Below are 24,218 nucleotides of genomic sequence, written 5' to 3'. Positions count from 1 at the left end.
TGACACGAAGTACACATTACTTTTCCAGTACAACATACCATCTATTCTCGTTGAGCTATTAATCCGTATACAGGTACCAACGTTTCACGAACGGAACCTTCTTCCAGATGCGCTTCAGGCGTGGATACAGGTAGTAGTCCAGACCGAACGTGCTGCCGGAACCGCCGATAAGCGCGATGCCGCCGAAGAAGTACCAGAACATTTCATAAGGAGCCATACCGGACGTGTAAATCATAACGCCCATCGCAACAGTTGCGATCGAAGCAATCGCTGTGAACAAGCCCAGGATCAACATAATACCGAAGATAACCTCGGCAGCAACCATACAGCCTTGGAAAATGTACGCCATAGCCGTATATCCGCCGTCATGCGTATAGAACATCAAATCCATCGACCAGTCTACAATGCCTTTGATGAAATCAGGCACTGGAATAGCCTTGATTGCCGTGCTTGCACCTTCAACAGCAGAAGCTGCTGTTTGTGCATCAACCGTTGTATGAACTGCATCAACGGCTTGAGAAGCTGCTGTTACACCATCCATTGCCTTAGGCGGGATGAGGAACATCTGCGAAGGATCCTTCAGTAATTTCGAGGCCTTTTCCCAGCCTTGGGTTAACCACATGACACCGATATAGATCCGCAGTGGTACGAGCCAGAAATTCGGGGAACGCTTGGCAAAATGTCCACCGACGAAGCTGCGGCGATTCTTCACATGGAAGAACTCGTGCATCATGTAAGACCAGATTTTATGGAAGCCTAGTACTTGCAAGAAGTACACAATATTAATCATATGCTTAAAGAACATGGCCATGAAGCCAGTGAAGTGGAACATTTTCTTCGGTGTACCGATTGCGGCTACCCCGTAACGTCCACCGATACATACCATCGTACCGTGGAATGTAGGCTTGTACGACTTATGTGTGCCATTCTTCAAGTCAGCAACGATATTATGTGCGATAAGACCAGCCGAGTGCTCGGCGTTCTCAACCATTTGTGGAACAGGACGCTCTTCGCCTTCTGGAATATAGAAGATGTTGTCGCCGACAACATACACATTTTTGTGGTCAACGGACTGCAACTTGTCATTTGTCAAAATGCGCTTGCGTCCTTGCTGCTGTACATCGAGGTTGCCTACGAGATCGGAACCTTCGACACCGGCAGTCCAGATAACAGTGTTTGATTTAATTTCATTATCGCCAAGGATAACGGAATTTGGAGTAACGCCGGAAATCTTCGCGCCTGTTATAATTTCCACTTTCATTTTGCGGAGGTACTTGTCCGCTTTATCAATGAGCTTTTGCGGCAGGATTGGCAGGATCTTCGGAGCCATATCCGCTACGACGAGGCGAACCTCAGATTCGTCCACATGGAACTCATGGCACAACTCTTCGCGATATTCAGCCAATTCGCCGACCATTTCGACACCAGTGAAGCCGGCGCCAACGACGACGAATGTGAGCATTTGCTTACGCAGCTCAGGATCTGTGACCTTCGTCCCGTCCATGAACATTTGGCGAATTTGCTGCTTCAACTTAACTGCATCCTCGAACGACCAGAGGGAGAAGGAATTCTCTTCTGCACCTTCGATACCGAAGAAGGATGGCTTACAACCTGTACCGATAACAAGGTGGTCGTAATTGTAGGATTTCTTTCTGCCTTGCAGCTTCTGGCCATTGAAATCGATGTTCTCGATCTCATCCAGTACAACGTCCACTTTCAGACCCGCAAAGATTTGCTTCAGGTCCATTTTGATTGCTTCTTCTTCGACACGGCATGCTGCAACCTCATGCAGCTCCGTCATCATCGTATGGAAAGGTTTACGGTCGATGAGCGTAATGCGAATGTCTTTGTCCTTCTTCAGACGCTTCGCCAGCTTTTTCGCTGTCAGTACGCCGCCATAACCGCCGCCCAATACAACGATCTCTTTCATGGTTTCACCCCGTTGTAATGCTTATTTGTCAATATTTAAAAATTGAACTATCCAATGCGAACAAGGGAGCTCCGCGAATAAAAAAGCGAGTATCTTGCTTTCCTACTGCGGAGCTTCCGAGTTATATCTATATTAATCAAGGAAGGAGTAAACTTATCTTACTTTGCTTTAGCCAAAGCTTCTTGAGCCAGTTGCACGAAGCTTCCAACGTGGATAGATACGCCGGATACAGCGTCTGTTTTGCCTTCGTTGTTCACAGCGATTGCAGCTGGATCTTGCTTAGCGATAAGTTCTTGCTCCATTTTTTCAGCTTGCTCGTGCCATTCGGAAGAAGCACCGCCAGCTTTCATACCGTATTTGCCATCTTTAGATTGCTTTTTCTTTGTATCTCCGCCGTCTTTATGAACGCCATCCCAGTTTACAGCAGTGATTTTGCCGTCTTTAACTGTGATGTCCATTGTTTCTTTCCAACCGGATTTCTCATCGAATTCAGGAGATTCTGCATGATAGTCGCCGTCTTTCAATGTTACTTGAGCTGCGTCTTTATTAGCTTCTGTTGATGTGTTTGTTTCAGGCTGCTTTGCAGCTTCTTCTTTCTTATCTCCACAACCGGCCAACATACCTACAACCAATACTGCGGACAGTAACAGTACAAGTTTCTTTTTCATAAAGAGTCCCCACCTTTTCTTTAGTTCAAAATTACTTTGTGAAAATTATAACTAACGGATTTACAATGTCATTTTAACATTAACTCCCTCTTTGTGAATGTGATAAATGTCACACTCAATGGATAAATCTTTAACTAAGGGAATCCTTGCCATGATCATTTTACATCCTGCTCATCGATAAAGCAGTGAGGTATGACAATATATTCCCTCCGTATCGTCCACAATATACGAAGGGTAGGGTAAAGACCTTTTCATACAGAATATGAAGGAATTGCTTCCACTTAATATAGGGGACAAATAAAGTCAAAACTCACCATGCATCCACTGTGTGTTTCCTATTGGCATGAACCGCCTCTGTATGATAAAGTTATGGCTTGCGCGTATGCGCCGCGGTTCGTAACCATCCCGCGTAATCAAAACTAGGAGGAATTTCATAAATTATGTTCAACTTTACTTGGGGCATTTTGTTCATCCTCGCGAACTTTGCCTTTTTCCTAATTTGTTATCGTGCATTCGGCAAGTCGGGGCTCTATGCTTGGATTGGTGTAATGACAGTTATCGCCAATATTCAAGTCGGCAAAACAATAGAGATGTTCGGTGTTGTGATGACACTGGGCAATACAGCGAATGCAACACTGTTTATGACGTCGGATTTGCTAAACGAGAAGTTCGGTCGCAAGGAAGCGAAGCGTGCAGTATGGTTTGGATTTTTCACCTTAATTATGACGACAATCATTATGCAGATGGCTCTTCGCTTTACGCCAGAGGCGTCTGATATGGCAAATACGGCACAAGCGTCGCTGTCAACTATATTTGATTTCATGCCGCGTCTTGTTGTGGCAAGTTTAACGGCCTATTTCGTTAGTCAGTTCCTTGATGTGAAATTGTTCAGCATGGTGAAGGAGCGCTATCCGAAGGCAGGTCAGCTGTGGATTCGAAGCAACGGGAGCACCGGCATCAGCCAAATGGCGGATTCGCTCGTATTTTGTACGATTGCATTTGCCGGCATTGTCCCTTGGGATGTCTGGTTCCAAATCTTTATTACCACTTATGTAATTAAACTTATTATCTCGGTGTTGTCGACACCAATTCTATATTGGGCAAGAAGCTTCCCGGTTCGTGATGATCTACCGCGGGAGCAAGTGCAATAAGCGAAACGAGACAACTGGTTTTAATTTTCTATCCGTATAGAAGAAAAGGAAAGGCAGAAGCTTCCCTAAACCTAAGCCCAGCACCAAAGACTGCGCTGGGTTACTTGCCTATAACGACACAGGAACAAATGACAGAGGTTCTAAAATTGGAATATTGTACCTTGTTTCACATGGAACTTTTTTCGACAAGTTTCATGTGGGTGTACGAATTTAATGCTAATGTAGGTTCTTTGGTTGTTATGTTATGCATCATTTTGTGGGTATACTCACATTGGAATTTTGCTCTTTCTCTGATCATTGTTACTGGACTTTCTGGTAGATGAGGTCTATAATTACCCATGTAAATGATAGCTTCGATAACTGCATATGCACGCTAGGGGTGCTGGAATACGGCCGGCTGAGATTGTATCCCATTAAGATACCGACCCTTACACCTGATCTGGGTAATGCCAGCGTAGGAAAGACGTTGAACCGCGTCATTATTGTTATATAAAGGTTATTGCTTATTCGCCAGCTTCGCATGAATGTGCGCTGCTTCGGACAGCATTGTCATGATGCTGCACATATGGATGAATATCGCCATACCTGTGACGCGGACATCGTATGATGCACATTTTCGCATATACGCGCAGAACGGCACACATAGCGTCCCAGATGGGGCGCTTTTTTTGTGGATCTGAATCGTGTTGCAGGACGGCGGGACGGGAACTTGCTCATCCATACATATACGATCGAGCGGATCGTCCAACTGGTGAATGCGGCAGGCGTTATCGAAGCATCTTATGATTTCATACCGACTCTCTACTAGAGCGGGGCAAGAGAAGGGGGATTCATCATATGCAACGCACACGCTTGGAACGAGGATTGATGCTGGCGCTCATCATTATGATGACGTTTGCGCTTACTGCTTGCAGCGGCAAAGGACAAGAAGCGGGACAAGGAGACCAGACATCGGGAAATCCAGCACAAGAGCAAGGAACGAATCAGAATAAGGCGAAGGAAAAACGCGATGTGAAGATCGTGCTCGACTGGACGCCGAATACGAATCATACAGGGTTATATGTAGCTAAGGAGAAAGGCTTCTATGAGGAAGAAGGGCTGAATGTCGAGATTTTGCAGCCAAGCACAGGCGCATCTGATGCGATGATTGCATCGGGAGAAGCGCAATTTGGAGTTAGTGTTCAGGAAGGCATTACGATGGCTCGACAACAAAATGTTCCGATCGTGTCGATTGGAGCGATCATTCAACATAATACATCCGGATTTGCTGCGCCGAAGAGCAAGAACATCAAGTCGCCGAAAGGCTTTGAAGGGAAGACTTATGGCGGTTGGGGCTCTCCAGTCGAAGAAATGATTATTCACACAATTATGGAGAAGGATGGCGGCGACTACAGCAAGCTGAAGAGTGTCAATATGGGTAACGCCGATTACTTTACAGCTGTGAAGAAGGATATCGACTTCGCATGGATTTTCTATGCATGGACAGGTATTGAAGCAGAGCTCCGCGGTGAGCCAATCGATATGCTGTATGTGAATCAATACGCGAAGGAATTAGACTATTACACGCCTGTTCTATCCACAAGCGAGAAGCTAAGTAAGGAAGATCCTGAATTGGTTAAGGCATTTATGCGAGCAACGTCCAAAGGCTACCAATTTGCAATCGACAATCCAGAGGATGCGGCGAATCTGCTGCTTAAGGCTGTGCCGGATTTGAACAAAGATCTGGTTATTGCCAGCCAGAAATGGCTGAGTCCGAAGTATAAGGACGATGCGCCTCGATGGGGTGAGCAGAAGCGCGAAGTATGGGCGAATTACATGAATTGGCTCGTAGAGAACAAATTAATGGAAAAGAGCATCGATGTCGACAAGGCATTTACGAATGACTTCTTGCCTGCTTCATAAGCACAACGTTACGAAGAAATCGGCAAGGGGCGCGCAGGCGCCCTTTTGCTGTATATGAATTTCTATGTATCCGATGGTGATATGCAATCGAGGAGGAGAATCGAGATGGCGAATAGCTTAGTGAGCATTCAGATCGTTCCAAAGACGAAAAATGGGGAAGACGTAATTCCTTATGTGGATCGCGCAATCGAAGTGATTCAAGCATCAGGCGTGAAGTATCAAGTAAATCCACTAGAAACTACGATGGAAGGCGAGCTTAGCGAGCTATTCCGCATTATTGAGGATATGAACAAGGCGATGATAGAGATGGGAAGCAACAATGTATTGTCCCAAATCAAAATTGTGTATAAGCCTTCCGGCATTACGATGGACGAATTGACGGTGAAATACCGGCCATGAGTAGGAGTCGACTTACGAAGATAGGGCCTCCGCTTATAGCCTTTGTTCTCTTTCTTGCGATATGGCAGGTCGGAGTCATGGTATCGGGCATTGAGAAGTGGATGCTGCCCAGCCCGCTTGATATTTTTCAGGAGGCAATCAGCAATGGGGGCGGGCTGCTTATGCATACGTGGGCGACCGTTCAGTTGACCCTAATTGGATTCTGCGTCGGAACAGCAGTCGGGCTGCTGCTCGCATGCGCGCTTCATCCGCTGCCATGGCTGAAGCGGGCCATTTATCCGCTGGTGATTGTCAGTCAGAACATCCCGACAATTGCGCTATTGCCATTGCTTATGATCTGGTTCGGTTTCGGTCTCATGCCGAAGATTGTAACGATCACGCTTGTTTGCTTTTTCCCGGTATGTGTGGCAACACTGGATGGTCTTGCGCAGACGGATCGTATGATGGTGAATTACATGCGCATGGCGGGCGCAAGCCGGGCCCAGCTGTTCTTGAAGCTGGAGCTCCCGCATGCGCTGCCGTCGGTCTTCTCTGGTTTAAAGATCGCAGGCACGTATAGTGTCATGAGTGCGATTATCTCGGAGTGGTTGGGGACAGACAAGGGGATCGGCTATTACATGGTTCTGCAGAAAGCGGCATACCGTACAGATCGGATGTTCGTGGCGATAGCGGTTGTGATTCTGTTGAGCTTAGCCATGTTTGGCCTCGTGTGGGCAATGGAACGGCTGCTCATTCATTGGCGCCGCGACGATAAGCAGCGGTGAAGGGGGAGCATAATGATGATTACAAGGAATGAACAGCAGTCGTCTGATCGCATTCAAGGGGAGCGACTGGGTGAGCCTCTTCCAGAGCGGGAGCAAGCAGCGCTTGAATTGCGGGATGTTAGTATGTCTTTCGACGGTCGTGCCGGGAAGCTTCACGTGCTCGATCATATCTTCATCGATGTGCAGCCAGGTGAATTCGTCTCGATTATCGGCCCGTCTGGTTCAGGGAAGAGCACATTATTTCATCTCATTGGCGGACTGCTTCGCCCATCAGGAGGGGATATTCTTGTACATGGGCAGAACGTTGTCGGGCAGACAGGACATATTAGCTATATGCCGCAGCAACCTGCATTGTTTCCTTGGCGTACGGTAGAGGATAATGTCATTCTCGCTCCGGAAATTGCGGGCAGGTCGAAGAAGGAGTCTCGTGCGGAAGCGCGCCGCTGGCTGAGCAATGTGGGCTTGGCTGGTTATGAACGCTCATATCCTCACGAGCTGTCAGGCGGCATGCAGCAGCGTGTAGCCTTCCTGCGTGCGATGATGAGCCCGCATGAGCTGATGCTGCTCGATGAACCTTTCAGTGCATTGGATGCCTTAACGCGCAGTGATATGCAGCGCTGGCTGCTTGAACTCTGGGAGAGGAACCGCCGTTCAGTGCTGTTCATTACACACAGCATTGAGGAGGCCTTGCTGCTGTCGGATACGATATATGTATTATCCAATCGCCCGGCACGAGTACTGGAGCGGGTCAGAGTACCGTTCGCCCGGCCGCGGACGGAGGCACTTGCTTCTGAAGCCGAATTCGTGCACATGAAGCGGGAGTTGTCGGAACTGCTGCGCCGTGTACAGTCGGTGCCAATTACGAAGTAATGTATAGAGCTGTCCCTTCATGGGGGGCAGCTTTTTTGGTTCAGTCAGGATGTTTTCATAAGCTCAGTTATTAGATATAGCTGGAGTGGGCTGATTATTGCACAGATAGTGCAAGTCACACACATTGTCTGGAATGACCCGTTGTTCATTTTCTGGTGGAAAAAGTTAGATGCAAGGCTTATAATTAAATCTCGTTAGACATGGATGACTGCATGTCTGTACCTATTTGTATAGAGATGATGGTTTGTCCTGAGGAGGAATGAAATCGAATGATTACGAAGGAAAGCAATCTGCGGATGGTCGTCGCCGGCCTGCTGCTCGGCATTTTGATGGCAGCGATGGACAATACGATTGTGGCAACGGCGATGCCGACGATTGTACGCGAGATGGGCGGCTTCAATTTTTACGTGTGGGTAACCTCTGCGTACATGGTTGCTACGATGGCGGGTATGCCAATTTTCGGAAAGCTGTCTGACATGTACGGCCGCAAGCGGTTCTATGTGTTCGGTCTGCTTGTCTTTTTGCTCGGCAGTGCGCTGTGCGGTACTGCAGACAGTATGATTCAGCTTGCAATTTATCGAGCGATTCAAGGGATTGGCGGCGGTGCTGTCATGCCGATCGCATTTACGATTATTTTTGATGTTTTCCCGCCTGAGAAACGGGGCAAGATGACAGGATTATTTGGTGCGGTCTTCGGCATATCAAGCGTGGCAGGGCCGCTGCTTGGCGCATACATTACTGACTACATCGGCTGGGAATGGGTATTCTACATCAACCTGCCGCTTGGTCTTATCTCCTTGTGGTTCATTATGCAATTCTATAAGGAAAAGGCTTCCACGAAGAAGCAGCGCATTGACTGGGGCGGAGCCATTACGCTCGTAGTGGCAGTAGTCAGCTTTATGTTCGCGCTGGAGCTTGGCGGCAAGGAGTACGCTTGGGATTCGGCAGTTATTTTAGGTCTATTTGCTACATTCCTTGTGTTCTTAATTGCCTTCCTGTTCATTGAAACGCGGGCGCAGGAACCGATTATTTCGTTCAGTTTATTCAAGCGCCGCTTATTTGCGGCAAGTCAGGGTGTCGGGTTTTTCTATGGGGTATCGTTCGTAATCGCTACGGTATATATCCCACTGTTCGTTCAATGGGTATATGGAGGTTCTGCCTCGGATAGCGGTCTCGTCTTGACGCCAATGATGGTTGGTTCTGTTGTCACCAGCTCCGCTGCTGGTATTTTGGTTGCAAAACGCAGCTACCGCAGCTTAATGATCGTGTCCGGTATTTTCTTTATCGGAGGGATGTTTGCATTAAGCACAATTTCAACAGATACCCCGCGGACGCTCCTTACGCTATACATGATCCTGACGGGGCTCGGTGTAGGTTTCTCCTTCTCTTTGCTTAGTATGTCATCCATGCACGGCATGGAATTCCATCAGCGTGGAGCAGCGAACTCAACCGCGTCCTTCTCGCGCTCACTGGGAATGACAATTGGCATTACGCTGTTCGGCACGATCCAATCGCATCTGTTCCAAAGCCGATTACAGGAGGTTATGCCCCCAGGCGGCGCGGCGATGGATGTGAAGCCGGAGACTCTGATGAGCGGCCAGATGGGCAATCTTCCGCCTGAAGTAGCGAAAGGGCTGACAACCGCACTCGCAGACTCGATCGCCGGGACGTTCCAATGGGCGCTCATTCCAGTTGTGTGTGCGCTGGTATGTATTGCGCTGATGGGCAATGCCCGAATGATCCGGGGAGGCCAAGGTCAAGGCGAACATTCGGATGATGCAGCGAGTCAACTAAAGGTCGGGGAAATATAATTCGATAGTGATGAAACGGGATTTGCCGCAGGAGGTTCGTCTACGACGTTGCGCCTGCGGCATTTTTGGCAGATAAGGAGATGAGTGATATGAGACATGATGATATTCATGTTGTAGATGCACATATCCATGTTGACGGATACAAGCTCGACGCTGCTGCTGAGTTGGAGGAGGCATTGGCTGATCCATCCTTGGAGTACGTCATTGCGGTATCTATGAATCTTGCCTCGTGCCATCACACTGAGCAATGGGCGAAGCGTTATCCGAACAAGGTACTGCCGGCATACGGATTCCATCCCGAGCAAGCACTTCCGAGCGATGAGGAGCAGGAAGTGCTGCTGGCTTGGCTTGATGGTCATAAGGAGAGCATGGCTGCAATTGGCGAGGTTGGTCTGCCTTACTATATGCGGGAAGAGGCGTTAAAGCGGGGAGGTTCATTTGACCGTTCTCCCTACATAGAGCTGCTTGAACCATTTGTAAAGCGGGCTGCTGCGTGGGACATGCCGATTGTACTCCATGCGGTGTATGACGATGCGCCGATTGTAGTTGATCTGCTTGAACGCTATAGTGTGCGGCGGGCGCACTTCCATTGGTTCAAGGGAGATAACAAGACGATTGACCGCATGGCGGGCAACGGTTATTTTATTTCTTTCACGCCAGATATTTGCTACGAGGATGAGATTCGCGCATTGGCTAGACAATATCCGCCTGAACAGGCGATGACCGAAACCGACGGGCCGTGGCCGTTCGAGGGGCCTTATGACGGGCGGCGGACGTTGCCGACAATGGCTCGCGATGTTGCTTTAGAGTGGGCAGCGCTGCGGGGCATGGATGTGAGGGAAGCAGCGAAGTTGCTGCGAGAGAATGCGAAGCGTTGTTATGGGGTGTGAGGTTAGTATCCCTATACATGCAAAACAGGGATTGCTCCAGCCAGTCATCTGTCGATTCGGCTTAAAGCAATCCCTAACTTGAAACAGAAAGCTTGAAAACTGCATTTGCTGTGTATTATGGGCAACTGCTCTCCTTACAACACCATCGCGGCGATGAAGCCTGCAATGAGAAGCGGCACATTATAGTGCAGGAAGGTAGGTACACACGTATCCCAGATATGATCGTGCTTACCGTCTGCATTCAATCCAGCAGTCGGGCCGAGCGTGCTGTCCGAAGCGGGTGATCCGGCATCGCCCAGCGCACCGGCTGTTCCGATAAGTGCTACCGTGGCCAGCGGGCTGAACCCTAATCCAATGCACAACGGTACAAATACGGTGGCGATAATCGGAATGGTAGAGAACGATGAGCCGATGCCCAAGGTTACAAGCAGACCGATTGCCAGCATCAGAAGGGCAGCAATTGCCCGATTGTCGCCAACAGCTTCCACGGAAGCCTTCACAAGTGTCTCGATATGCCCTGTCTCGCGCAGAACGGCGCCGAAGCCAGAAGCTGACATCATGACGAAGCCGATATAGGCCATCGACCGCATGCCGTCAGTTAGTACTCGATCTGCTCGGCTCCACGGCACGACACGGGATATGAGGAGAATCACCAATCCCGATGCAGCCCCATAAATCATGGAGCCAGTGCTTAACTGGACAGCCAGCATAGCTGCAATGGCACCAAGTCCAGCCCATGTTGTGAAGCTTGTTCCGTTATTAGGTGATTCATTTTCTATATTTGGTGAATCCGGCGAATCCGTCGCGAATGTATCGTCGCTGCCAGCAGTTGTATATTCACGCGGCTTACGATAGCTGAATGCAATTGCAATGATGAGTCCTGCCACCATCCCGATCGCGGGGATGAACATGGCATGCGGCAGCATGGATGCATCAATGGGAAGACCGTTTTTCGTTATATTTCCTGCAACGACATCATGAAAGATTGCTCCAAAACCGACGGGAAGCAGCATATATGGCGTGATGAGACCGAAGGTAAGCGCGCATGCAACAGCCCGCCGATCGATTCGCAGCGAATCGAACAGAACGAGAAGCGGAGGAATCAGCACCGGAATGAAGGCGATGTGAACAGGTACGGCGTTTTGCGACATACAGGCGATAATAGCAATGGCGGCCAATACCAAATAGCGTACAGCGGCACGCGGATTTACGGAGCTGTCCTTGCCTCGTACTAAGATGACGGCACCGCGAACAAGCTTGTCAGGCAGTCCTGTCTCTGTCAAACCAGCGGCGAATGCACCTAGCAAGGCGTAGCTTAAGGCGATGCCGGCATTGTCCTTCAAGCCTTCCCCGAATACATCGAGCATATGTGCAATGCTTAGACCGCCAGTCAATCCGCCTACCACAGCAGCTGTCAGCATAGCAAGCACAACATGTACGCGGAGCATACTCAAACCGAATAATATTGCTAATGATAGTAATACTGCATTCATGATTTATGCCCACCTTCAATTCAACTTTGCGTTATTATGATAACTAATTAAAACATTACCACTTTACCATGGCAACGTACAATCATTTCCTATGCGTGAATGTGCATTTTTTTGAACAAATTGTTTTACGAAAAGTCCATAAATATCCGTCTAGGAACCGATTGAGATCTTTTTTAATTCACGTACACTAATGGAGTTCATGGTTAGATTAGAGAGAAAGAGCCCTGATTTATTTATTTTGGAGGGAGAGATGTAATATGACTGCCGTGCAATCTGAACATGCACAGTCAGAAGAGAGTAAGTCGGTATTTGGTCTATTCCGCAACCGCTTTGTACAAGCCATAATGGTTGCAGGTTTATTTATGCAAATTGGTGTATGGGTACGGAACTTTGCCGTACTGTTATTTGTAATGGAAATGACGAATGAAGATCCGTTCGCCGTTTCAATGGTATCAGTAGCTGAATTCGCTCCTATCTTTATCTTTTCCTTTATCGGAGGAACATTTGCAGACCGTTGGCGTCCAAAACGGACGATGATATGGTGTGACTTCCTGAGCGCACTGTCTGTATTTGCAGTTATGTGGACGATTGTAATAGGGGATTGGCATGCCGTATTCTTTACAACGTTTATTTCCGCAATTTTGTCTCAATTCTCTCAGCCTTCTTCCATGAAGCTATTCAAGCAGCACGTGCCCGAGGATATGCTCCAGGCGGGCATGTCGATATTTCAAACGATGGTGGCGCTGTTTATGGTGCTTGGACCGGCGATCGGTACGGCGATTTTTCAACATTACGGGATACAGGTATCTCTCATTGTGACAGGGATTGCCTTCATCTTGTCTGCAGCAGCGCTTATGTTCCTTCCTGCTGATCATGAGGAGGACAAAGAGGAACGAAAGCAATCAAATGTCATGCAGGAACTGGCGGCCGGATTCCGCTATGTAATGAAAAGTTCTATTTTGAAGCCGCTTGGAGGCTGCTTTGCTTTTGCTGGATTAGCCATTGGGCTTATTCAACCGATGGGAGCGTTCCTTGTTACGGAGCGTCTAGGATTGCCGAAGGAACATCTCAGCTACTTATTAATGGCAAACGGTGTTGCGATGCTTATCGGCGGTGCGCTTGCAATGGGCATCTCGAAGAAGCTACTTCCACAGCATATGCTTGCTGTTGGGATGTTCATGAGCAGCGGAGGCATGCTGTTAGCGGGATTATCGACGCAGCTGTGGCTGACACTGGTTGCTCAGTTCATCAGTGGATTGTTTTTGCCTTGCATTCAAATTGGGATCAATACGATGATCCTGCAAAATACAGAGGGCGAATTCATCGGCCGTGTAAATGGCATCCTCAGTCCGATGTTCATGGGGGCTATGGTGCTTACCATGACACTTTCCGGAGGAATTAAACAACTTACTTCCATTGTATTCATGTATGAGGCAGCGACAGTGTTGTTTATATTGGGTATTCTCGTTATGCTTCCAATCCTGATGAAGCGCAAGTCTTCTTCGAATGCTGATCTTCAACAGGGTACGGGGACAGAAGGATAATGTTCCCCCAGAGGCGAGAGCATTTATACTGGATCTCTTTTTCGTCCTTGATCGGTATACAAGCGTCCTGCTTGTACAGATATAGTAGGAACAACTTAGGAACAACTTAGGAACAACTGCGGCGGCCCATTGACATCGGGTGCGCCGCATGTTCATAATAAGGGATAATAGTTACCAGACAGGTTAACAATTGATGACGAGAACGAGTACGCTATGAAGCAGTCTTAAGAGAGTCGACGGGTGGTGCGAGTCGATGGCTGGCGTGGCCGAATATCCTCTCCGAGATTCCATGCTGAACCCAATCTGCGCAGTGTATAAACTTAACGTATGGCGCAAGTGCGAAATAAGCAAGGACGGCCATCCACCGTTATTCGGATTCGCGATAAATGAATGCGCGGCCAAGCGCTGCAGCAGCGTGCAATCGATACCTTCGAATGATGGTTCGGTGATGCCCAGTTGCAGAACAAGGGTGGTACCACGAGATCGAACTCGTCCCTTTCCAGGGATGAGTTTTTTGTTTTTATAGGTTATTTAAAACCGATCACTTTTGATTACAAAGTGAAACAGGAACCGATCTTTTTGAACTTCCTTTATCATGGTATACAAATGACGTATATTCGATCGAAAGCGAGGAACCGACAATGGAAACGACCCAAGCAGCACATGCAGTTACTATGGAACATATCGTTCGTGCACATCACGTGCTCAAAGAAGTCATCGTTCGGACACCGCTTCAGCGTGACCCGATATTGTCCGCTAAGTATGACTGCAACGTCTATTTGAAGCGTGAGGATTTGCAGATTGTCCGCTCATTCAAGATTCGCGGTGCCTACAACATGATTCGCCATCTGACAGATGAGGAGCTTGAGCGCGGCATCGTCTGCGCAAGTGCAGGCAACCACGCACAAGGCGTGGCCTATTCCTGCCAAACGCTACAAATTCAGGGCACGATCGTGATGCCGAGCACAACGCCAAGTCAGAAGGTATCCCAGGTGAAGCGATTCGGCGGATCGTACGTCAATGTTGTACTGACTGGGGATACGTATGATGATGCATATGAAGCAGCCATGAACATTTGTGAGGAGAAGGGAAGCACCTTCATCCATCCATTTGATGATCCTTATATCGTTGCGGGCAACGGGACAGTAGGCATGGAGATTATGGAGTCATTGAAAGGCGCGGCAGACTATGTATTCGTCACAATTGGCGGCGGTGGATTGGCGGCAGGCGTAAGCACTTATGTGAAGACCGTCAGCCCATCGACTCGCATTGTAGGCGTAGAGCCAGAAGGAGCCGCGTCGATGACGGCAGCGCTTGAACGTAAGGAAGTGCTCACGCTGGAGTCGATCGACAAGTTTGTCGATGGTGCGGCAGTGAAGCGCGTCGGTCAGCTTCCTTATGACATTTGCTCCAATTTACTGGATGATGTCATTCAAGTGCCAGAGGGCAAGGCATGTACAACGATTCTTCAGTTGTATAATGAAAATGCAATTGTAGTCGAGCCTGCTGGTTCTCTCCCGATCGCGGCACTTGATTTGTATCGGGATCAGATTCGCGGCAAAACGATCGTATGTGTCATCAGCGGCGGCAATAATGATATTGATCGGATGCAGGAAATTAAAGAGCGTTCGCTCATTTATGAAGGCTTGAAATATTACTTCACTGTCAACTTCCCGCAGCGGGCAGGCGCCCTTCGGGAGTTCCTGCAAGACGTGCTGGGACCGAACGATGATATTACCCGATTCGAATATAATAAAAAGCATAACAAAGATAATGGATCTGCGCTTGTCGGTATTGAGCTGAAGTATAAGGAAGATTACGAGCCGCTTGTGGAAAGGATGAACAAAAGGGGCATCCAATACATTGAAGTGAACAAGGATAAGACGCTGTTCGATCTTCTGGTATAGAAGAAGCGTCTGGATCAGGGAATGTCGGCGGTTCATTGCGCACGTGCAGTACGTTGTAAGTGGACAATCGGTGTTGAACTCGCTTGACGATACGGGTATATTTATAAACAAAGTGTGTTAGGGCAAAGAAAGGTTGATGACTGGTGGACAATCCGAATCATAGTTCCAACTTTATCCGCAATATTATTGTGGATGATTTACAGGAAGGCCGCGTAGACAATATCGTTACACGCTTTCCGCCTGAGCCGAACGGCTATTTGCATATCGGACATGCGAAGTCGATATGCTTGAACTTTGAGCTTGCGCGTGAGTTCAAGGGTCGTGCGCATCTGCGCTTCGATGATACGAACCCGCTAAAGGAAGATACGGAATACGTCGAATCGATTAAAGAGGATGTAGAGTGGCTCGGCTTTAAGTGGGACGGACTCTATTTTGCATCCGACTACTTCGAAGAAATGTACAATCGTGCCATATTACTGATTAAAAAAGGTCTGGCTTACGTTGACGACCTGTCCGCGGATCAAATCCGTGAGACGCGCGGAACGCTTACAGAGCCTGGACAAAACAGTCCTTATCGTGATCGCTCAATTGAGGAAAATCTGGACTTGTTTGCTCGTATGCGCAATGGCGAATTCAGCAACGGAGAAAAAGTACTTCGCGCCAAAATCGATATGGCATCACCGAACATTAACTTGCGTGATCCGGTCATTTATCGTATCGCTCATGCATCACATCACAATACAGGCGATGCATGGTGCATCTATCCGATGTACGCTTTCGCGCATCCGCTTGAGGATGCCATTGAGGGTGTAACGCATTCCATCTGCACAGTTGAGTTTGAAGATCAGCGTCCATTGTATGACTGGGTCGTTGAGCAAAGCGAGATGGAAAAAACACCGCATCAATATGAATTCGGGCGTCTGAATCTGACGAATACGGTCATGAGCAAGCGTAAGCTGAAGCTGCTCGTAGACGAGAATGTTGTGGACGGCTGGGACGATCCGCGCATGCCTACAGTATCCGGTCTTCGCCGTCGCGGGTTTACACCAGAGTCTATCCGTACGTTCTGCCGAGAGATTGGTGTAACGAAATCGAGCGGTGTGATTGATTTTAAATATTTGGAGCACTTCCTGCGTGAGGATTTGAAGCTGAAGGCGCCACGGACTATGGGTGTATTGAAGCCGCTGAAGGTCGTTATTACGAACTATCCGGAAGGACAAGTAGAATGGCTGGATGCAGAAGTAAATCCAGAGAATCCGGAAATGGGCGTTCGCCAAATTCCGTTCTCGCGTGAAATTTACATTGAGCAAGATGATTTCATGGAGAATCCGCCAAGCAAGTACTTCCGCCTGTTCCCAGGCAATGAGGTACGCTTGAAGCATGCTTACTTCATCAAGTGCAATGACTTCGTGAAGGACGAAAACGGAAATGTAGTGGAAATCCATTGTACGTACGATCCAGAAACGAAGAGCGGAAGCGGGTTTACAGGCCGCAAAGTAAAGGGAACGCTCCATTGGGTAGATGCTACACATGCTGTTCCTGCTGAGTTCCGCTTGTACGAGCCGCTTATTCTTGACGAGCAAGAGGATGAGGACGAATCCGCTACCTTCCTGGAGCGCATTAATCCGAACTCGCTTGTTGTAGAACAAGGCTTCATCGAACCGAATATGAAGGATGTGGAGCCGCATGACAAGTTCCAATTCTTCCGCCATGGCTACTTCAATGTTGATCCGAAGTATTCCGTTCCTGGTAAGCCGGTATTCAACTTAACTGTTTCGTTGAAGAGCTCGTTCGCATTGCCGAAGCAATAAGAAGAATCAGGAATGTTAATGTTCCTGTAAGCGCCGCATCTTGACGCGAGAAGGACACCTGATGCTGTGCCGATTGGACAGACGGTACATCGTGCAGGCGCGAAGATGAAGGAGGTCTTTCTATGAAAGGCAAAGTCATTTTACTGACATCAGATACAATTGGTGCTGCTGAGAATGGTCTCGGCGCCACAATTTTGGAAACCTTCCTGACGCTCGTTAAACAACAGGAAGAGCTTCCAGTAGCAGTTTTCTGCATGAATCGCGGCGTTCTCGCCTTGACTTCACAGTCATTGGCGTCCTTACAGCTGGCTGAGATTGAGAAGCTTGGCGTGCCGGTGCTTGCCTGCAAAACTTGTGTCGATCATTATGGGATTGCTGATACTCTAACAACAGGGGAGATTTCCGGTATGGGTACGTTCGTTGAGCTTGCTGCCAAGCACGAGGTCTTGACTATCGGATAATCTATAGATGGATACCGGCAGCTTATCTTAGCTGTATCGACCGGATTCTCTTCGGAGAGTCCGGTTTTTTGTCTGCATCGGAGAACGAGAATTAGTAAGTCAGATGCAGCGGTTCATCAGAATCAAGGAAAAAGGCAGAATCATGCACCACCATGATCCTGCCTTTTCGTTATGCCGTAACACCGGGCAAAGGTATGGAAATCCTTAAATATGGACTGCAGTAGATACCGACCCGGCAATGATTTCATCTGCGGTTACTTCACGCCCGAGTGAACTAGACATGTAGATGCCCTGACTTATCAGCATCGTATTCAACGCCAACTCCGCAGTAGGAAGCAAAGGTACAATGCCTTTCAATGCCGCGATCCAGTGTCCTTGGGAAGAGTCATACGCCCATTCATTTGGGTTAAGAAGGTGTCTGCGGTGGTTCATCGCATGCACATCCACCGCCGTATTGAAGTCCATATCCGACACGGTATTATGGAAGGTGAATGGATGCTGGGCCTGACTCGTATGGTATGGCATGCGCAGCCCGCCCTTCGAGCCTACAATGCTGCTGCCTTCAAAGCCATCCAGATAGATCGCCCATGCTTCGATAATATCAAGGGTTAGGCCACCCTCGAACTTCACAAGGCCGACACCAAGCTCTTCTACGTCAAACTTGCTAATTTCCCGGCGCTCCTGTAGCATATCCATTTCTTGATAGGTTTGGCCGCTGATGCGGGTAACCTGCGGCATGCCTAACAAGTACAGAAGCTGGGTGATATGATAGACGCCCATATCGTATAAAGCACCGCCAGAAGCGATTGCCTTCTGGGTGAAGGCCGGTGTGCCGTACCCGTCGACATAAGGGCGTCCGCGGCGACGGAAGCCGGTTGAACGGGCGTGGTACAGCTTGCCGAGCTGCCCATCATCAATTAATGTTTTTGCGGCTTTTGTTTCCGCATTATACAGGGTAGCTAGTTGAATATGCAGCATGCGTCCAGTTGCCTTTGCGGCCTCGATCATAGCTGCTCCGTCGAAATAAGAGCCTGCTATCGGCTTTTCGCAATAGACATGCTTGCCTGCTTCCAATGCAGCAATGGTGATTGGTGCATGGAAGTTGTTGTGCAGGCATACATCGACGGCCTCGATATCGTCACGCTTCAGCAGCTCGCGGAAGTCCGTATATACGTGAGGGACTTGATATTGCTCGGCTACACGGCGTGCCTCAGCTTCATTGACATCGCACAGCGCAACTATTTCTGCACCGCCGACGCGGGCATATTCATCCAGATGATGCTTGCCAATCTGACCTACTCCAATGACGGCAATACGCTTTGATTCCATCGTTATTCGTTATCCCCTTTACTCTCCGTTCTAAGTTGATTGGCTGCATGTGAGAGCACCCTATGAAGGAATGCGGCGCGCCAGAACAGGTAATGCACTATGCCTACTTGTTACGCAGACAGTGAAGTCAGATGCCCTTTCAGCTTCCCAAGAGCCTCATCCATGGCAGCCAATTGATCATACGGCGCATTGTATTCAATTGCCCAATATCCGTTGTAGCCGGCGTTCTTGAGCGATGCTAACCGATCCTTGGCATCTGGCGATTCAATCAATCGGTAATCTACATGGGTATGTCGTACCCATGGCGCTGCCTGTAGGTCGCCCTCGATTGCATAGCTATCCCATGTTCCCGGCGTAGCGTTGCGAATCGAGAAGGAATCACCAGGCGGCTTCCAGCGGCCAATATGGAGCAGAATGCCGTAATTCGGATGATTGACTTCTTCAGAGATACGAACCAGTGTATCAGGCTGCAGTGCACAGCCAGTATGATTCTCTGGCCCAACCCAGTATCCCCCCTCAGCGCCACGCTGTGCGTATTCACGATATCGCATCGTGATATATTCAAGCGCCTCATCACTGAGCACGTCGTCCCCATGAAGAACAGCATCAATTCGCACGGATTGTGCGCCCATAATTTCGGCTGCACGAAGATGGGCGAGGGCATTTTGATGAAGCGCTTCTCGTATCTCAGGATCTGGATCCCAAATATGGGCCTGATCGACCGCAATGTTGACGAGATTCATTTCACGCTCAACAAGTGCTTGTCGAATTCGGTGCAGCATATCGTCATCCGCAATCTGCCATAGCGGGCGTGTTGTATCAGCGAAAAATGCGTTCCAGAAATCGATACCCTGTAATTGATACCGTTTATAGACGGTTTCGATATAGGCGAAGATGTCCATCTTGCCCTCGACTCGCAAATTATTGAATGAAAATCCACCAATAGATAGTTTCATGCTGTTCCTCCTTATGCGCGAAAGGTGATAAGCTTTCTTCATATCAATGGAATGCAGAACTTGAAACTCGGCAATTCATCTGTGAAAGGTACAGGAAGTGAGTTTGATTCGAGAGTAGCAGATAATGTTAAAGCGGACAATGTGCCAATTCCGTCATAATGACACCGTTTTCATGCCAAATTTATACTTGAGCGCTCTGTACCTTCAGAATACGGACGTTTGTAAATTTTAGTTCAGGGCGATTGTTACTATCATGAGCATAGAAGAGTATGGAAGACTGCATAAGGGATACATGACGAAACACAACGGTTGTGTAGTCTTGATCATATTTGTTTGTATCTCTTGTATTTATAAAGGTAGGGAGACAATAAAAAGCCCGCATTTAATGCGGGCTAAAAAAGTCGTATGATTATTACAGAACGCGCTTGGCACCTACATAAGTGCGCTTGGACCATGCGGACGACATGCTGGTCACAACGACTTGATAAGCTTTGCCTGAAGAAGCATTCAAGTATTGGTTGTTGCCAATATAGACACCAACATGAGAGATTGTGCTTCCGTTGCTCGCGAAGAATACAAGATCGCCCGGTATTGGATTGCTCACCCGATACCCTGCGCTATACATCTCGCGAGATGTTCGCGGCAAAGATACCCCGTGCTTGCGGTAGATGTATTGAATATATCCAGAGCAGTCGAAGCCGCTGGGTGATGTTCCGCCCCATACGTAAGGAACGCCTAAGTAACTGCGTCCGGTATTAATGATGCGGGAAGCCACACTTTGTGCAGATGACGTAGCAGCAACCTTTTTTTGCGGACTGCGATCGATGCGAGGGATGCTATTTAAATAATCAGGTGTCCACTCAAAATCCAAATCAAATGAGTTCATCAAAAAGCGAAACGGAATATATGTATTATCTTTGTATACCCAAGGATTCCCGCCCATGTTAATTGTATCGCCATTCACATCGGCAGAAGCGCTGTCTGAACGAAAACGGACAGTCGTTGTGCCATTCGAAATTTCAATATTGTTCACGCTGGAGTTGACAGCGGACCACGACAGGGAGTAACCCATTTGCTCCGCAAAGCTGCGGACTGGGACATACATATTTTGATTTTCATCAATAATGGGTATAATATCGGTAAATTGTAAGGCATTTCCGTTGACGTGGATCGTGGCTTGCTTCGTTTCGCTAGCAGCAAAGGCTTTTGTGCCTAGTGAGCTGTCTGCAAACAGCAAGCATCCGATGACTGCACTTGCAGCAAGGGCAGTCCGTATGGCGGTCTTCACTACATCTCCTCCTCTAGCTGTTAAAAATGTAAATTGATTACTAAAAAATCGACAAAACCAGACTAACATAATTTTAAAAAAGCTGGCAATAGTCTGGAAGTATTAAAAATGACAAAACTGTAACTAAACTGTAACCGAAGTGTTAACCCTTATACAGCAAGGGATTTGAGGAGAAAGAGACGGATGGAGAATGCAAAAAAATGAGATGGAAATGTAAGTAGACAAAAAATCGTGTCGCAATAGGATTGAAGTTTTGCTGGAAACAGTTTAAGCAAACCCAAGCTGGGCGCGGAGATGACTGTGCTAATGGAATTGGGTAGAGGAGAGGTGACAGTTGTGCGAGTTCATGTAAAGGAAATGAAACCAAATGAATGGGCAGGAAGCTGTGGCGATGTTCAAATCCTCGTGAAAGGGGCAGGAGAGACTTCGGAAGCAGGTGTGGTAGCCGGGTCTTTTGACCTATGGATGCTGAGCCTAGCATTTGCAGTAGCAGAATCGATTCGTGCCTATGTGACGGAGAAGGCTTGGAATTTAGAGTCTCTTCACGTAGACGCGGTGGATGAGCGGAGTGGCGAGGGCAAGCTTCTATATATTACGTTCCTCATTCACGCAGATGGGCTTCATCAGGGAGAGCGCGACGAGTTATTCGGCGCGGTACGGAATCGCTGTACATTGCTCCGCCTTATAAATAAGGAAATTGAAATCTACTTCTCCGATCAGCTTGCGAAGGGCTGAATGATGCCGCAATAAAACCCAGCTTTCCTTAGGGAGGCTGGGTTTCGTTATGTATCCCCAATTGGAATATATTAATAATTCTAAAAGATATCGTTTGTGTTGTATATATGTAATCATAGAAGTAGGATCAAGATACAGAACCACCAGCAACAATAGATTCACACTTAGAGTTATGTTCAATATATTGATTATGATATTATAAAGCTTGAGTAAGACGCATCTGGTTTGAATGGCAATCTTTCAGGTGTGGATGTGCTAAACAAGAAAAAGAAAGCGGTACCGAACCGCTATCGAGCTCGTGTGCCGACAAGGGATGGGGGTATAAGCCTTGTTGAAACCGTTTCACCAAATGTATCAGAAGCACTTTAAAAAGAAGCTGTTTAATAAATTAATTGCGATGTACTCACTGATTGCGGTTGCTTCATTAGTAACGGTATCCGTATTCGCCTATGAATTTTTTGCGCGTAAAGATGTCAGTAACGCCTTGATGGAGCAGCAGCGTACGGTGGATACCATTTACCGCTATATAGATCAGAAGAACGACCTTGCTCAGGCGATTGTACAGCAGGTGTACCAGGATAATATGCTCATTCAGGACACAGTCTACTTGTTGAATGAAGGGTATGAGCAATATATCCGCTATCGTTTAGATGCTTACAGTTCCAGCAATGTGTTCTATGTGCGCAAAATGCAGGAATTTTTTATGCTCCAATTCTGGAAGGATCCTGACCTGCAAAATATTAATCTTATCAGTCCTACAAAGCAGTTTGCTTATATGTATACTGGCGATGGAGCGAAGGGCGGTCTCTATGACTGGAGTCAGGATCCGCAGGTGAATATGCAGTGGAAAATGGATCGTTTCGGACAGCGAGTTACTTCTTATATGAAGCAAAGTAAAAAGGAAGATAATTCGGCCGATATACAGGATATGCCTGTTTTTCGCCCCTCTGATCGCTTGGTCGATATAATGGGACAGGAGGAGACGAAGCGGCTAGGGCAGAAGGGACAGCAGGGGCAAGGCCCAATTCTCGTGAAGGAAAATGTGATTCAGTCGGAATCCGAGAAGCTGCCGCTCATTAGTGTCACGAATCGTGTGAGCAGCCCAGAATCCTTGCTGACGGCAGGGCACATTACGATTGACTTCAATGCGAACGGAATTGGACGTCAGATCGGATACTCACTCCGAGGCGAGCAATGGCTCGTGCTGAATCAGAAGGGGGATGTAATATACCCCTCCTCGCAAGCCCAGGATGCGGTGAAATGGGCCAATGTAGATGAGCTGTCCAAGCTTGAACGGAATAAGCCGCAGTCGATCGAACTGAATGGGAAGTCCACCTATGTAACCGTCTCCCAGACGAATAAGCTGGGGTTGTATGTCATAGGCGCACTCCCGGAGGCGGCCATTACCAATCATTTGTCGGGATTAAAGAACACGATTGGCATCGTCACGACTCTCTGTATCTTTGCCGTTCTGATGGTGACGTACCTTTCCGTACTCCATTTATCCCGCCGTACACAGACGATTGTAATGGCGATGAAGAAGGTACAGGAAGGTAATCTGAATGTACGGCTTCCGGTTACACGCGAAGATGAACTGGGACTTATTGCGGGAAGCTTTAATCAGATGTGTGAGGACTTGAAGCAGTACATTAATAAGGTCTATAAGTCTGAACTAAAGCAGAAGCATGCGGAATTGATTGCCTTGCAGGCGCAGATCAAGCCTCACTTCCTATATAACACATTAGAAGTAATCCGTATGCGGGCCGTATCCAAAGGCGCTCATGATGTTGGGGAAATGATCTACAGTCTGGCAGCGATGTTCCGCCATATGGTGAAGGACAAGACAATCATCACGGTAAATGAAGAAATTGAAAACTGCCGCCGTTATTTAGAGCTCACTCGAATTCGTTACCGCGACAAGCTGCAATTTACCATTCAAATGGATGAACGGCTTGGCGGCTATAATACGATGAAGCTGTCGGTTCAGCCCCTAATTGAAAATTATCTTGTCCACGGCATTGTATTGGATCGAAATGATAATCATATCCGCATTGAGGTTGATCAGGATGAGGGTGAACTTATTATTCGGGTGGCGGATAATGGAAAAGGGATTGAACCAGAACGATTGCAGGAGATTCAGAGGGATTTGGAGCAGCCGAACATTCAGGATCATGGCTCACTCGGATTAAAGAATGTGCAGGAACGACTCCGCATTCTGTACGGTGAACAATATGGATTGACGATAGACAGTACCTTGCACGTAGGTACAACGGCGACCGTCCGGGTGCCGCTGCAATAATAGCGTGGAT

The 24,218-nt window shown here is 47.9% G+C and carries 20 protein-coding genes, 1 riboswitch and 1 other annotated feature; of the genes, 14 read left to right on the top strand and 6 right to left on the bottom strand.

All coding sequences use genetic code 11. From position 1 onward, the window contains the following. Nucleotides 1-58 precede the first annotated feature (58 nt). A complete protein-coding gene (locus PAV_RS07920; protein ID WP_005544972.1) occupies nt 59-1,930 on the bottom strand; it encodes an FAD-dependent oxidoreductase in 1,872 nt (623 codons plus the stop codon). A gap of 158 nt (nt 1,931-2,088) precedes the next feature. Next, nucleotides 2,089-2,598: an FMN-binding protein gene (locus PAV_RS07915; protein WP_005544970.1), complete on the bottom strand. Its 510-nt coding sequence runs from the start codon at nt 2,596-2,598 to the stop codon at nt 2,089-2,091. A gap of 440 nt (nt 2,599-3,038) precedes the next feature. Here PAV_RS07915 and PAV_RS07910 point away from each other — a divergent pair, with 440 nt between their 5' ends. The 8 genes from PAV_RS07910 (at nt 3,039) to PAV_RS07880 (ending at nt 10,385) form a co-directional block, all read left to right on the top strand. Next, nucleotides 3,039-3,749 (top strand): queuosine precursor transporter, encoded by a 711-nt coding sequence (locus tag PAV_RS07910; protein ID WP_005544966.1) that lies wholly within the window; start codon nt 3,039-3,041, stop codon nt 3,747-3,749. 365 nt (nt 3,750-4,114) lie between these two features. Then, a riboswitch (TPP riboswitch) is annotated at nt 4,115-4,228 on the top strand. 191 nt (nt 4,229-4,419) lie between these two features. After that, on the top strand, nt 4,420-4,557 hold the full coding sequence (locus PAV_RS34530; RefSeq protein ID WP_157266707.1) for a hypothetical protein: 138 nt from the start codon (nt 4,420-4,422) through the stop codon (nt 4,555-4,557). Nucleotides 4,558-4,586: 29 nt separating this feature from the next. After that, the gene (locus PAV_RS07905; protein WP_005544965.1) at nt 4,587-5,651 is read left to right on the top strand and encodes an ABC transporter substrate-binding protein; all 1,065 of its coding nucleotides are present in this window, start codon (nt 4,587-4,589) and stop codon (nt 5,649-5,651) included. 105 nt (nt 5,652-5,756) lie between these two features. Beyond that, the gene (locus tag PAV_RS07900) at nt 5,757-6,050 is read left to right on the top strand and encodes a thiamine-binding protein (protein ID WP_005544963.1); all 294 of its coding nucleotides are present in this window, start codon (nt 5,757-5,759) and stop codon (nt 6,048-6,050) included. Then, nucleotides 6,047-6,814: an ABC transporter permease gene (locus PAV_RS07895; RefSeq protein WP_005544962.1), complete on the top strand. Its 768-nt coding sequence runs from the start codon at nt 6,047-6,049 to the stop codon at nt 6,812-6,814. Before PAV_RS07900 ends, PAV_RS07895 begins: the two co-directional genes overlap by 4 nt. Before the next feature lie 15 nt (nt 6,815-6,829). Then, a complete protein-coding gene (locus tag PAV_RS07890) occupies nt 6,830-7,684 on the top strand; it encodes an ABC transporter ATP-binding protein (protein WP_005544959.1) in 855 nt (284 codons plus the stop codon). 269 nt (nt 7,685-7,953) lie between these two features. After that, entirely contained in the window at nt 7,954-9,495 is a 1,542-nt protein-coding gene (locus tag PAV_RS07885; protein WP_005544957.1) for an MDR family MFS transporter, read from the top strand. Nucleotides 9,496-9,584: 89 nt separating this feature from the next. Continuing rightward, nucleotides 9,585-10,385 carry a TatD family hydrolase gene (locus PAV_RS07880; protein WP_005544955.1) on the top strand — a complete coding sequence of 267 codons (801 nt, stop codon included), beginning with the start codon at nt 9,585-9,587 and terminating at the stop codon, nt 10,383-10,385. Nucleotides 10,386-10,519: 134 nt separating this feature from the next. Here the strand turns inward: PAV_RS07880 and PAV_RS07875 are convergent, their stop codons facing one another. Next, nucleotides 10,520-11,878: a Na+/H+ antiporter family protein gene (locus PAV_RS07875; RefSeq protein ID WP_005544953.1), complete on the bottom strand. Its 1,359-nt coding sequence runs from the start codon at nt 11,876-11,878 to the stop codon at nt 10,520-10,522. A gap of 257 nt (nt 11,879-12,135) precedes the next feature. On the opposite strand from PAV_RS07875, the gene PAV_RS07870 reads away from it, so the two are divergent. The 4 genes from PAV_RS07870 to PAV_RS07855 all read left to right on the top strand — a co-directional run bounded on the left by PAV_RS07870 (nt 12,136) and on the right by PAV_RS07855 (nt 17,601). Next, a complete protein-coding gene (locus PAV_RS07870) occupies nt 12,136-13,422 on the top strand; it encodes an MFS transporter (RefSeq protein ID WP_005544951.1) in 1,287 nt (428 codons plus the stop codon). 184 nt (nt 13,423-13,606) lie between these two features. Further along, nucleotides 13,607-13,922 (top strand) — a binding site (T-box leader). Between the two features lie 141 nt (nt 13,923-14,063). Further along, nucleotides 14,064-15,329, top strand: coding sequence for a threonine ammonia-lyase IlvA (gene ilvA, locus PAV_RS07865; RefSeq protein ID WP_005544949.1), 1,266 nt, complete (start codon nt 14,064-14,066; stop codon nt 15,327-15,329). A 143-nt stretch (nt 15,330-15,472) separates the two neighbouring features. Further along, nucleotides 15,473-17,140 carry a glutamine--tRNA ligase/YqeY domain fusion protein gene (locus PAV_RS07860; RefSeq protein WP_005544947.1) on the top strand — a complete coding sequence of 556 codons (1,668 nt, stop codon included), beginning with the start codon at nt 15,473-15,475 and terminating at the stop codon, nt 17,138-17,140. Between the two features lie 122 nt (nt 17,141-17,262). Next, the gene (locus tag PAV_RS07855; RefSeq protein WP_005544944.1) at nt 17,263-17,601 is read left to right on the top strand and encodes a DsrE family protein; all 339 of its coding nucleotides are present in this window, start codon (nt 17,263-17,265) and stop codon (nt 17,599-17,601) included. Nucleotides 17,602-17,805: 204 nt separating this feature from the next. Here the strand turns inward: PAV_RS07855 and PAV_RS07850 are convergent, their stop codons facing one another. The 3 genes from PAV_RS07850 to PAV_RS07840 form a co-directional block, all read right to left on the bottom strand. Beyond that, nucleotides 17,806-18,930, bottom strand: a complete 1,125-nt coding sequence (locus PAV_RS07850; protein WP_005544942.1) for a Gfo/Idh/MocA family protein — start codon at nt 18,928-18,930, stop codon at nt 17,806-17,808. 110 nt (nt 18,931-19,040) lie between these two features. After that, a complete protein-coding gene (locus tag PAV_RS07845) occupies nt 19,041-19,886 on the bottom strand; it encodes a sugar phosphate isomerase/epimerase family protein (RefSeq protein ID WP_005544940.1) in 846 nt (281 codons plus the stop codon). A 412-nt stretch (nt 19,887-20,298) separates the two neighbouring features. Continuing rightward, nucleotides 20,299-21,174, bottom strand: a complete 876-nt coding sequence (locus PAV_RS07840) for a C40 family peptidase (protein WP_005544938.1) — start codon at nt 21,172-21,174, stop codon at nt 20,299-20,301. 306 nt (nt 21,175-21,480) lie between these two features. Here PAV_RS07840 and PAV_RS07835 point away from each other — a divergent pair, with 306 nt between their 5' ends. Both PAV_RS07835 and PAV_RS07830 read left to right on the top strand, forming a co-directional pair. After that, a complete protein-coding gene (locus PAV_RS07835) occupies nt 21,481-21,909 on the top strand; it encodes an OsmC family protein (RefSeq protein ID WP_005544936.1) in 429 nt (142 codons plus the stop codon). Nucleotides 21,910-22,237: 328 nt separating this feature from the next. Then, a complete protein-coding gene (locus tag PAV_RS07830) occupies nt 22,238-24,208 on the top strand; it encodes a sensor histidine kinase (RefSeq protein WP_005544935.1) in 1,971 nt (656 codons plus the stop codon). The last annotated feature ends 10 nt before the right edge of the window (nt 24,209-24,218 follow it).

This window comes from Paenibacillus alvei DSM 29 (assembly GCF_000293805.1).
Classification (GTDB): Bacteria; Bacillota; Bacilli; order Paenibacillales; family Paenibacillaceae; genus Paenibacillus_B; species Paenibacillus_B alvei.
The sequence above is the reverse complement of the archived record's forward strand: the minus strand, read 5'-3'. Positions and strand labels throughout refer to the sequence as shown.